We start from the raw sequence: 9,165 nt of genomic DNA on the forward strand, positions 1-9,165 counted from the left end.
TAAAGCCCGAGCCAGTTCCCCGCACTATCCTAGCTCCAGGTTGTCTAGCGCGGGTAGCCCGTGCCGCATCAATACGGACGACAGCTGCACCAGTACGGTCTACAGCGTTAGCAATAAAGTTAATGTTTCCGCTAGGAACCTGAGCCGGGAGCTGAGCAACTGATGGTGGGATTAACTCCGGTCGGTTGGGTAATAATTGGGTTCCTAACAAACTACCCGCAGCCCCCATAAATATTAAAGATAAATAAGTTACTGACTTTTTCACAACAGAATTCTGAGACATTGTAGGTTTGTTGTTTGTTATTGATTGATAGTTGTTGATTGATGGTTAATACTTGATTGCAAACTGTTAACCATTAACTGTTAACAGCCCACACTTCAAAGCAATTGCTCGACAATCTCTAGTCCCACGCTGACAGTTTCATCGAGTAGATTTGAGTCTACTTGCTTGTCGTTTGGCGTGTGGTAGTTAGGCTCGCGCCCTCGATGAAAAAATAAAACTGGAACTTTTGCCGCTGCGAAGGAAGCATGGTCGCTACCACTGTAAGATTCAGAAGTGGAATAACCTACTTTGCGCTGCTTTCACTCGGGCTGTGAGCTGAGGTGTACCACTCACGCGAAGACTAGAATTTACGCCTACCATATCAAAATTTAGCATTGCCTTAAGGCTAGAGATAAACTGTGGTTGGGCGGTTTGTACGAAAGCTTTAGAACCATGTAACCCGTCTTCTTCGCCATCAAAAGCCACAAACCAAGTTTGGTTTGCTAAGGGAGTTTCAGAGATTCTGCGGGCAATTTCTAAAAGAACAGCCGTTCCAGAAGCGTTGTCATTCGCCCCTGGCGCACCTGGTACGGAGTCGTAATGAGCGCCCAGAAGTATTTGAGGTCTAGCGCTACCAGGTAGATGAGCTACTACATTACGTCCAGTAACTTGACGTTGCCGAGTATTGACATGTAAGCTAGCTGACTGTTGGGTTTGAGAACTTTGTAGTAAAGCAGAGCCTTGTTCTCTAGATAAAGCCAAAACAGGAATTTTACTGACTCCACCACCAAGAGAAGCCGCGAGTTTTCCCGATCTGTCATTAATAATTGCCACGGCTACCGCACCCGCAGTACTGGCATTTTGTACCTTTTCGGAAAACCGAATTTCTCCTCTTTGGACAACTGCGATCGCGCCTTTAACATCAACCCGAGCAAAATCCTCCGGTCGTCCGACGTTGGTTACAACTACCAGCGGTGCATCAACTTTACCTGCAACCGATCCACTCAGAGGTAAACCTGTAGTTTTGGTCTTTCCTACTGTCAAACTCGAGCCTAAATCCTCAAATCGAGAGTAGGTAAAAGTTTGAATTTGAGTTGTGTAGCCAGCTTTGCGGTACTCCGCCTCTAGATAGTCACTTGCCTTTGCCATAACTGGCGTACCAGCCACTCTAGGACCGAGTTTTACCAAGGCTTCCACATCTGCCCCAGCCCGTCCAGACTGCGCCAAACTCGCCGTAGGTAGGGCGACTAAAGTAGTTATGAGTATTGCGTATTTCATAGGGAGTAGGGAGCAGGGAGTAGGCAGTAGGGAGCAGGGATGAAGGGAACAAGGGAAACAAGGAAAAAGTTGTAAGTCATAAGTTGTAAGTATTTCACGCACCACTCTCTTACCCGTCGCTCCTCACTCCTCGCTCCTCACCCCTGTAAATTAGCTGGTGGTTTTTCAGGAACGACCCAGTAATAAAGGGTGTGAGTCCGGTTTGGTCCTTGTACTTGTACCGTGCGCTCGGGTTTCCATTCACCCATGTCAAAATCGTGAGAAACAATACGAGTACCAGGTTTCAATTGTTTGAATAACTGGGGTCGCAGTTTGACGTTAATATCTGGTAGTAGGTACAGCGTCACGACAGAGGCTTCATTAAAATTGGACTTAAACAAATCTTGATTGAGAAATTGCACGCGATCGCTCACGCCTGCTTTTTTGGCATTTTCGTTTGCTTCTTCAATGCGCTCGGGATTGATATCTATACCTACAGCACTTTTTACGCCATATTCTCTCACGGCAGTAATAGGAATGCGTCCGTCACCGCTACCTAGATCGTAGAGGACATCTCCTTTTTGAACTTTTGCCAGTTTGAGCATTTCATCCACCACTTCTTGAGGTGTAGGCACGTAAGGTACGTCAGGTTCCCGTTGTTCGGTTTGTCCTGCTGGTGGTGCTGTTTGAGTTGTTTGAGCAATGTTAGGTTCTGCCTGGGCATTCAGCCCTGTCTGTTGCGTACAACCGATAATGCCCATACTAACGGCGATCGCACCTACCGCGATCGGTTTGAGTATTAGTGGTAATTGCATCTGTATTTCCTCTTGTTAGTTCTCAGGGAGCAGGGAGCAGGGAGGCAAGAGAGCTGAGGGAGCTGAAGTGGCTGTATGGCGTAGACACCCGAAGGGTGGCTTCTCGGAGAATAGCCCTTCTCGGAGAATGGGAGCTGAGGGAGAAAAACCACGCAACTACCAACTACCGTCAACTGTCTCCCGTTTCCTCGATTTTGACTTTTGACTTTTGACTTTTGACTTTTCTCTATTGCCCTATCTCTAGTGCCTGCGTCGCACCCAAAACAGTACAGGTACGCCCACAACCATCACGCCAATGCCAACGATCGCCCCGATACTGTATGCCTGACTGGAAGCATAGGTAATACTGGAATAAAGTAGATATGCACAAATAGCACAAAACATCAACGGGGTAATTGGATAGCCAGGAACGCGGAAAGGACGAGACGTGTTAGGTTCGCGCTGTCGAAGGACGAATAACGTTATCCCCGACAGGAGAAAAAAGAACCAGAACACGGGTGAAGTGTAGGCGATCATCGTCTCAAACCCCTTCTCGCCTTCGTGGGTGATGGTTCCTAACAGGACGAGTGCCAATGCGATCGCCCCTTGAACGAGTAAAGCATTGGTAGGTGTGTGGCGGCGATCGCTCCATTGTCCTAGAACAGAAAACGATCGAAAGTCTTGTCCTAAAGCAAAGTTCGTTCGCGCTCCCGTAAAAATCGTGGCATTGATCGAACTCAAGGCAGTAATGGCAACAATAAAGCTAATCAGTTTCGCTCCACCTTCACCAAACACCTGTCGCATCAAATCGGCTGCTACTGCTTTGGAATTTGCTACACCAGCAATACCCAGCCCGTGAATATAGGCAAAATTGACTAATATGTAGAGTCCGGCAATGATAGAGATACTCAAAAGCAGAGTCTTAACCATGTTGCGTCTGGCATCCTGCACTTCTGCCGAAATGTAAGCTGCTTCATTCCAACCGCCATAGGTCAACAATACGAAGACCATTGCCAGTCCGAAAGCACTGCTGCCATTGGTTGGCGCACCGTTAGGTACGGGAGCAGTCTTAGCAACAGTAATTAGTCCAGCAACAATTACTAACAGCAAACCCAGTATTTCTACCAGCGTTAGTATGTTCTGCGTCCACTTTCCCTGTCTCACGCCCATTATATGTAACCCCGTAAGGATGGCAATACAAAGGGCTGCATAGATGGCAGAAGAATAACTACCTAATGGCAAGATTTGAGACGCATAGTCACCGAGCAAGAATGCAAATAGAGCGATCGAGCCAGTTTGGATCACTGTCATCCGCGCCCAGGCGAACAGAAAAGCAATGTTCGTACCAAAGGCACGCATGAAATAATGGTAATCCCCACCTGGATGAGGATATGCTGTCGTCAACTCGGCATAGCAAAGAGCGCCAATTAGTGAGGCAACCCCACCTAGCAGCCAGGCGAATAAGATAGCGCCTTGACTACCGGTATTTTGAGCTACTAGGGTGGGAGTCTCAAAAATTCCAGCGCCAATCACCATACCGACGACGATCGCGCTTGCGTCCAGCACTGAAAGGGTTGGCTTCAGCGTCGGTGATGCTACTTTATTTGCCATATCGTCAATTTTTTAGGTGAAGACTTATGTCAATTAGAAAGCTCGGTCATATCTACTGCTTCTGGCTAATGGTACTTGTATTAAAAAGGTACTTGGTGGTAAGTTCGTCAATTTTTAGCCACAACTCATTGCTGTATAACTAAATTTCTCAACGGGTATTTACAAGTAAAAGTTGCTAGAAGTCAGCGACTTCTGCATATTACTTTAAATTGAGTTTGCCGCACAAATATGACATGAATGTGTCATTGAGAAGTCGTAAGTCGTAAGTCGTAAGTCGGAATTAGCTGATAACTGATGACTGATAACTGATAAATTACCTTAAAGGCAGTTCAATTTTAAAAGTTGCGCCTTGTCCCAGGGTACTTTGAACGGTGATTTTGCCTTTGTGTGCCTCTACAATTTGTTTGGCGATCGCTAAGCCCAGACCAAATCCACCCGTCTGACGCGATCGCACGGTGTCTACGCGATAGAACCGCTCAAAAATATGGGGTAAATCTTCAGCCGGAATGCCGATGCCATTGTCTTCAATTTGCAGGATTGCTCGATAAGATTGGCTAAATATTCGCAAGCAAACTCTACCTTCAGGTGGAGTGTACTTGAAAGCATTATTCAGCAGATTTCTCACCGCTTGTTGCAATAAATCTGGTTCGGCAACGAGTTTTATTGGTTGTTCTGGCAGTTGAACAACAAAATCTAACCCCTGTGTTGCTGCTTGTGCTTGATATTCACTCACTAATCGTTTCAGCAAGCTGACTAAATCGATACTTTTGAGAGCTTCAGCAGCTAACGCTCCTTCATGACGTGCTAAAAATAGCAAATTACCGATCAGCGTACTCATTGATTTTGACAAATCGACAATATTTTCTAAACGCTGGCGCGGACTCGTTGTATCTTCTGCTGGTGCTAATAAGCCCACTTGGGCATTACTCAAAATTGCTGCGAGAGGGGCGCGTAATTCGTGTGAAGCATCAGCAGTAAAACGCTGTAGTTGCTCGTAAGCACGGCGAATTGGTTTCATCGCCAGCCCTGCCAAGTACCACCCTGTCAGCCCAATTGTACTAAGAGCTAGCGGTACGCCGAGCGAAAGATACAAGCGCGTTTGCTCTAGACTCTGGCGCATAGAAGTCATTGGAGTTGCAACTTGCAAATAACCGATGAGCAAATCCGCTTTTAAAACTGGTAATGTGATCTGCCGCAGCCATGTTTTAGAGCTAGAAAGTTTAAGCAGTTTTGAGCGTGTGGGAGTTTGAATTGTCTCAAAACCAGGAGCCAGCTTGAGATACTTCGGTGCAGGCGGAGAACCAACAAATTGGACTAATTCCCCTTTAGAGTTGTACCAGCGAGCGTAAGCAATATCTCCTGTTATTGGTAATGTATTATTGCTTAGCATCGGCAGTTGTTCCAGATCGAACTGCCACCGACCCTGATAAAATTGGTACTCTGCATCCGTCGCGATCGCTTTCGTCTTTTTATACAAATTGCGATCGAAATTCCGCAATTGCTCTTCCACTTCCAAGTAGTAAACTACCCCCGCAAAAACCACGAGGATGCTTCCCATCGATAGAGCAAACCAACAAGCTATGTTACGACGACTGCGACTGAACATAATGAGGGATGAGGAGTGAGGAGCGAGGAGTGAGGGGATAAAGGGGACAAGGGGGACAAGGGAGCAGAGGAGAAGTCACAAGTCACAAGTCACAAGTCAGAAGCGATTCACGCACCACTCGCCACCCAATTACCAATTACCAATTACCCATTCACAAATGACAAATGACCCCTCTATTCAGGTGCATTCAATCGATATCCCATACCATAAACAGTTTCCAACCAATCTTTGGCTCCGACGGCTTGCATTCGCTGGCGTAGTCTTCTCACTAGTGTAGTCACGGCATTACTTTCTGGTTCTGTTCCCCATTCCCATAAAGTGCTTTCAATTTGTTCGCGAGAGAGGACTTGACGGGGATGACGCATGAAATATTCCATCAGTTGAAATTCTCGCACTGAAAGTTGAGCGATCGCCTCTCCTCGTTCTAAGGTTAGCGTGGGACGATGGAGTTGAAGATCGCCAACTATCGTCGTGTCACCTTGCCATTGGGGCGATCGCCTGCCTAATGCCCTGACTCTTGCCAATAACTCTAGCAGATCGATTGGTTTAACGAGATAATCATCTGCTCCCGCATCTAAGCCTACAACTTTATCTGCTATGGTATCCTTTGCCGTCAGAAGCAGTACTGGGGCAGTTTTACCAGTTTGACGGTACTGCTGGCACAAACTCACACCACTCACTTTCGGCAACATCCAGTCTACGATTAGCAAGTCATAATCTTTCTGAGTCATCAACCATTGCGCCGTTTCACCATCTTTAGCAGTATCTACAGTATGTCCTGCTTGGGAAAGAGCAGCGTGTATGGGTTCTAACTGTGCTGGATCGTCTTCTACAAGTAAAATTACCATAGGTCAATACGAAGTCAGAAGTTGTAGGGGCGGGTTTTTTTCCAGCTTCCTGTACTAGAAACAAATAATTTTGCGGTTAAACCCGCCCGTACCGGGAAATTAGAAGTTGTAGGGGCGGGTTTTTTTCCAGCTTCCTGTACTAGAAACAAATAATTTTGCGGTTAAACCCGCCCGTACCGGGAAGTCAGAAGTTGTAGGGGTGGGTTGTTTCCAGCTTCCTGTGCTGGAAACAAATGATTTTGCGGTTAAAACCGCCCTCACAGAAGTCATGCCGAGATTCAAGTTAGGGGTGTGAATGGCGTTACATTTAACATCTCTATACGAGATAGACTTATATGGATAATAGTAGCCGAACTGTGTTGACTATCTGATGCGCAGACTGCGATCGCTTTACCCTCTCAAATCCCTGGGATTAGAATTTTGGTTGCCGCTACCGATTTTGGCGATCGCTTTTTGGAGCGGTGGAGGAGCGATCGCCGATAAAATTTTACAACGCTCTTATTACGTCACAACTCCAATCCAAGCCAACACTCCAGTGCAAGAACAACCAACTAAGGTCATCCTTTCAATTGGAGTTGAGATTAAATATCATCGGGGCTTTTCTAAAGTTAAAGTGAAAACTGCTAATTCTGCCTTAAAAAAATTAGAGTTTGAGTTTCCCTTTACAGAAGTTAGCCAAATAGAAATAGCATTATCACGCGAATTAGGCTTGTCTTTAGAGCAAATTCAAAAAACAGTTCACTATCAAGTTGATTTTAGATAAATTCGTTAATAAATAGGAGTGAAGACAGTATCAAATCATTGATAGCGCAGGCGAAAAAGCAGAAACTTGGTTTTTTGTTGGTCATTATTCATAACTATTAAACTTTTAGTTCCATCAGCTAAGCGAGAACCAAAAGTCATTCCTGATGCATTTTCTAGAGAAATACCTAACTCCTGCAAGTCTAAAACTAACTTTTTCTTAATTTCTCTCACTCCTCTAATTTTGCCTTTGAGACTCTCAACTTTTGATGTATCAGTTGCGCCGCTAGTAACAATTTGATAAATTTTCCCAGTTTTTGCTGCTGGCTGTAGTTCTAGACTGAGAAAATGCACGCCTTCTACAGACAATAACTCTTCAAGTGCGGCATCAAGAGGATAAGCATATTCTGCTAGTAGCATTGGTGACCCGTAGCCAATTAAATAGTGTAGTAGCCGAGCTTTTCCTTGTTTAGAATTAGGTCTAGAATTAGACACATCTCGGTCTTGTACTAGTGTTGACTCAGTAGCAGTAAATAAATTCACTGGTTCTCCACTTGTTGGAACAGTACCAGTCGCGTTAAAAGCTAAAGCAGCAAATGTTATATCGTCTTGAGTAATTTGAGTATTCTGGTTTTGCTCTTTTTCCTGTACGATCTCAGAAATATATCGTTTGGGAAGAGTCAGGCTTTGCAGCAACTGTCCAGTTTTGAGATCGAATTCTCGGATAAAAGGAAGCGATCGCTCCCCACTTATCTGAGAACCGGAAATATATACAGTCTGCTGCGGTGTTAAAGCAATTCCCTTAGCAAAAAAGGTTTCTGAGTCATAGAGCTTGCCGTCTTTATCGAGAAGGGAAGTCACAGATTCAAGCTCGATATCTTGAATTTTTATCTCTTCAGGATCGGGTTTAAAACTCCACTTAAGAGTGACTATTTCATTACTAGAAACAGCATAAAAGCGATCGCGACGTTTATCATAAGTAATTGCCGAAAACCCTGCTGGTGCGTTGGAAATATTTTTTGTTGGCGGTTGATATTCTCCTAAATATTCCAGCGAGAGGTCGAGGAATAATCGATCTTTTACCGCTAGTGCTGGAGTTGCAAACGAGAGTAGACTCAAAAATGCGATCGCGCCAACTAAAATTACCTGCATAAACAGGCGATTAAAGTCACCGCTAAACGGACAAAACCTGCTTACACAGGTTCTCAAAAATCTCACGAGTTTCAACTCAGCAATAATAGGCTTAGCTTGTGTAGATATAAATTCCATTCCTCTAGATTTCCTCCTTATCACTCCCTTGTCCCCCGACTCCCGACTCTTGACTCCCGACTCCCTCTTTCTCATCGTCCCGTAGCGCTATATACTAATCGCGGCAGAAGATTGAGTTTTGAAATTGAGTTTTGAGCATGACCGCAGCAGCAGATCCAGTAAAAACGATGAAACAGGAAGTCGGCAAAGCCGCCGCTGCCTTGGTAAAATCTGGTACGATTGTCGGACTCGGGACGGGTTCCACCACAGCCTATGCAATTCAATATATCGGCGATCGCCTCAAGTCTGGCGACCTCAAAGATATTGTTGGTATTCCTACTTCATTTCAAGCCGAAGTCCTATCTAAACAATATGGCATTCCTCTCACTACTCTAGACGCTATAGACCATATTGACTTGGCAATTGATGGTGCGGATGAAGTCGATCCGCAGAAAAATTTAATTAAAGGTGGTGGTGCTGCCCATACCCGTGAAAAGGTTGTAGACTACCTAGCACAACAATTTATCGTTGTTGTCGATAGCGGTAAGCTGGTAGACCGATTGGGTTCTGTATTTGCAGTCCCAGTAGAAGTCATCCCAATGGCAATTTCACCCGTCATGCGGGCAATTGAAAAGCTAGGTGGTAAACCGGAACTACGGATGGGCGTAAAAAAAGCCGGACCCGTAATCACCGACCAAGGTAACATGGTGATTGATGTTAGGTTTGATGCGATCGATAACCCCGCCGAATTAGAAAAAACCCTCAACAACATTCCTGGCGTACTGGAAAACGGCATCT

Annotated in this window: 9 protein-coding genes and 2 pseudogenes; 3 read left to right on the plus strand and 8 right to left on the minus strand. The window is 45.3% G+C overall.

Going from position 1 to position 9,165, the window contains the following annotated elements:
* The 4 genes and pseudogenes from ACRC32_RS04025 to ACRC32_RS04040 form a co-directional block, all read right to left on the minus strand.
* Positions 1–283: pseudogene (locus ACRC32_RS04025) on the minus strand (serine protease); the annotation flags it as partial.
* A 95-nt stretch (positions 284–378) separates the two neighbouring features.
* Positions 379–504: pseudogene (locus tag ACRC32_RS04030) on the minus strand (aminopeptidase); the annotation flags it as partial.
* Positions 505–550: 46 nt separating this feature from the next.
* Complete coding sequence (locus ACRC32_RS04035) at positions 551–1,540, minus strand: M28 family peptidase (protein ID WP_438552768.1); 990 nt, start codon at positions 1,538–1,540, stop codon at positions 551–553.
* A gap of 137 nt (positions 1,541–1,677) precedes the next feature.
* Positions 1,678–2,334, minus strand: coding sequence for an SAM-dependent methyltransferase (locus ACRC32_RS04040; RefSeq protein ID WP_438552769.1), 657 nt, complete (start codon positions 2,332–2,334; stop codon positions 1,678–1,680).
* Between ACRC32_RS04040 and ACRC32_RS04045 the strand changes: the two genes are divergently transcribed.
* Positions 2,322–2,546 (plus strand): hypothetical protein, encoded by a 225-nt coding sequence (locus tag ACRC32_RS04045; protein ID WP_438552770.1) that lies wholly within the window; start codon positions 2,322–2,324, stop codon positions 2,544–2,546. The genes ACRC32_RS04040 and ACRC32_RS04045 overlap by 13 nt on opposite strands.
* A gap of 28 nt (positions 2,547–2,574) precedes the next feature.
* Here ACRC32_RS04045 and ACRC32_RS04050 read toward each other — a convergent pair whose 3' ends face one another.
* From ACRC32_RS04050 to rppA, 3 genes are all read right to left on the minus strand, one after another.
* Positions 2,575–3,924 (minus strand): APC family permease, encoded by a 1,350-nt coding sequence (locus tag ACRC32_RS04050; RefSeq protein WP_438552771.1) that lies wholly within the window; start codon positions 3,922–3,924, stop codon positions 2,575–2,577.
* A gap of 313 nt (positions 3,925–4,237) precedes the next feature.
* Positions 4,238–5,530 carry a sensor histidine kinase gene (locus ACRC32_RS04055; RefSeq protein WP_438552772.1) on the minus strand — a complete coding sequence of 431 codons (1,293 nt, stop codon included), beginning with the start codon at positions 5,528–5,530 and terminating at the stop codon, positions 4,238–4,240.
* Between the two features lie 173 nt (positions 5,531–5,703).
* Complete coding sequence (gene rppA, locus ACRC32_RS04060) at positions 5,704–6,378, minus strand: two-component system response regulator RppA (protein ID WP_438552773.1); 675 nt, start codon at positions 6,376–6,378, stop codon at positions 5,704–5,706.
* A 370-nt stretch (positions 6,379–6,748) separates the two neighbouring features.
* On the opposite strand from rppA, the gene ACRC32_RS04065 reads away from it, so the two are divergent.
* On the plus strand, positions 6,749–7,141 hold the full coding sequence (locus ACRC32_RS04065; protein ID WP_438552774.1) for a hypothetical protein: 393 nt from the start codon (positions 6,749–6,751) through the stop codon (positions 7,139–7,141).
* A 35-nt stretch (positions 7,142–7,176) separates the two neighbouring features.
* On the opposite strand, the gene ACRC32_RS04070 is transcribed toward ACRC32_RS04065, so the two are convergent.
* Positions 7,177–8,388 carry an esterase-like activity of phytase family protein gene (locus ACRC32_RS04070; RefSeq protein ID WP_438552775.1) on the minus strand — a complete coding sequence of 404 codons (1,212 nt, stop codon included), beginning with the start codon at positions 8,386–8,388 and terminating at the stop codon, positions 7,177–7,179.
* Between the two features lie 137 nt (positions 8,389–8,525).
* On the opposite strand from ACRC32_RS04070, the gene rpiA reads away from it, so the two are divergent.
* A partial coding sequence (rpiA, locus tag ACRC32_RS04075) for a ribose-5-phosphate isomerase RpiA (protein WP_438552776.1) occupies positions 8,526–9,165 on the plus strand: 640 nt, incomplete at its 3' end.

Origin of the sequence: Chroococcidiopsis sp. (assembly GCF_051657925.1) — a bacterium.
In the GTDB taxonomy this organism is placed as follows: domain Bacteria; phylum Cyanobacteriota; class Cyanobacteriia; order Cyanobacteriales; family Chroococcidiopsidaceae; genus Chroococcidiopsis.

What these genes read in the sequence shown, in the direction of transcription:
- ACRC32_RS04035 (WP_438552768.1), bottom strand. Translation starts at nt 1,540, where the DNA reads ATGAAATACGCAATACTCATAACTACTTTAGTCGCCCTACCTACGGCG.
- ACRC32_RS04040 (WP_438552769.1), bottom strand. Translation starts at nt 2,334, where the DNA reads ATGCAATTACCACTAATACTCAAACCGATCGCGGTAGGTGCGATCGCC.
- ACRC32_RS04050 (WP_438552771.1), bottom strand. Translation starts at nt 3,924, where the DNA reads ATGGCAAATAAAGTAGCATCACCGACGCTGAAGCCAACCCTTTCAGTG.
- ACRC32_RS04055 (WP_438552772.1), bottom strand. Translation starts at nt 5,530, where the DNA reads ATGTTCAGTCGCAGTCGTCGTAACATAGCTTGTTGGTTTGCTCTATCG.
- rppA (WP_438552773.1), bottom strand. Translation starts at nt 6,378, where the DNA reads ATGGTAATTTTACTTGTAGAAGACGATCCAGCACAGTTAGAACCCATA.
- ACRC32_RS04065 (WP_438552774.1), top strand. Translation starts at nt 6,749, where the DNA reads ATGCGCAGACTGCGATCGCTTTACCCTCTCAAATCCCTGGGATTAGAA.
- ACRC32_RS04070 (WP_438552775.1), bottom strand. Translation starts at nt 8,388, where the DNA reads ATGGAATTTATATCTACACAAGCTAAGCCTATTATTGCTGAGTTGAAA.